The sequence below is a fragment of the Bacillus sp. LR--39 genome, from assembly GCF_053613335.1.
The window spans coordinates 1-1499 of sequence record NZ_JBSIOT010000129.1; the positions used below are offsets into that span (position 1 = coordinate 1).

At 52.9% G+C, this 1499-nt stretch carries 2 protein-coding genes; both read left to right on the forward strand.

What is annotated here, in order from left to right:
* Positions 1 to 46 precede the first annotated feature (46 nt).
* On the forward strand, positions 47 to 1243 hold the full coding sequence (gene dhbC, locus ACWHAR_RS21030) for an isochorismate synthase DhbC (protein WP_017695545.1): 1197 nt from the start codon (positions 47 to 49) through the stop codon (positions 1241 to 1243).
* Between the two features lie 17 nt (positions 1244 to 1260).
* Positions 1261 to 1499, forward strand: a 239-nt coding sequence (locus ACWHAR_RS21035; protein ID WP_452087715.1) for an AMP-binding protein, incomplete at its 3' end; no start/stop codon positions are given.

Here is a 1499-nt window from a genome sequence, read left to right on the forward strand (position 1 = left end):
GGCGCGACCTTAGGCGTGTAACTGAATTTAAAGGAGGTTCATGAGAATGTTGGATCAAAACGTTATAACAGAAACAAAAGCGGAGCATTTGCTTCATGAATATCAGCCGGGCGCCTTTTTCTTAGCGTCTCCTCATCGTGTTTTGTTAGCGAAAGGCATATGTGAAATCGTACCGGAGGCAGACGGGCAAAACCAAATGGAAACCCTTTCTGGCCGAATTGCAGAGACGCTGCGTCAGGCAAAACAATCAGGGCAAAGCCGGCCGCTTGTTGTCGGGGCCGTTCCTTTTGATCAAGTAAAACCAGCGCGGCTCGTTGTACCTGAAGAAGTGCGCTGGTCAGGACCGCTTCAATTTGATCATGAGGAAAAGGAACAGCAGGCTGGGCATACATACCATATAAAGCCTGTTCCTGAACCTGAGGATTATAAAAATGGTGTTGAACAAGGGCTGGCGCGCATTGCCGATGGAACACTCAGCAAAATCGTCCTGTCCAGATCGCTGCATTTGACATCGCCTGAACCGATTCAGACGGATGAATTGCTTCGCCATCTGGCTCAGCATAACACGCATGGCTACACGTTTGCCACAGACGTGTCCAGTAAGGAGGAAACGTCTCCCCGCCGAACATTGCTCGGAGCAAGTCCGGAGCTTCTCGTTTCAAGGATGGGAACACAGGTCGTTTCCAACCCATTAGCCGGCTCAAGGCCGCGCAGTAATGATCCTGTTGAAGACCAGCGCCGGGCAGCTGAATTGCTTTCTTCCGCAAAGGATCTTCATGAGCACGCGGTTGTCGCTGACGCGGTTGCGGCAGCGCTGAGACCTTTCTGCCGGACGCTGGAGGTTCCAGAGAAGCCTTCACTGATCAAAACGGAAACGATGTGGCACCTGTCCAGCGTGATTAAGGGAGAGCTTTCCGACCCGTCTGTAACCGCACTTGAATTGGCGGCGGCTCTCCACCCGACGCCAGCCGTCTGCGGAACACCGACTGATCTTGCAAGAGAAGCGATTCTCAGCATTGAACCATTTGACCGCGGTTTCTTTACCGGTATGGTCGGATGGTGTGACGATGCCGGTGACGGAGAATGGATCGTGACCATCCGTTGTGCAGAGGCAGAAGAACGCTCACTCCGCCTGTATGCTGGAGCTGGTGTTGTGGCCGGTTCAAAGCCTGAGGACGAGCTTCAGGAGACGTCCGCAAAGTTTCGGACAATGCTGCGGGCAATGGGCGTGGATCACATATGAACAGGGAGGGATGCAACATGCTGAAAGGATTTACGCCTTGGCCTGATGAGTTAGCTGAGACCTATCGAAAGAACGGCTGCTGGGCCGGTGAGACGTTTGGAGATTTGTTAAGGGACCGGGCAGCCAAATATGGCGACCGCATTGCGATTACATGCGGAAACACCCATTGGAGCTATCAAGAGCTTGACACAAGGGTTGATCGTTTAGCTGCCGGATTTCAGAAGCTCGGCATTCAACAGATGGATCGTGTCGTGGT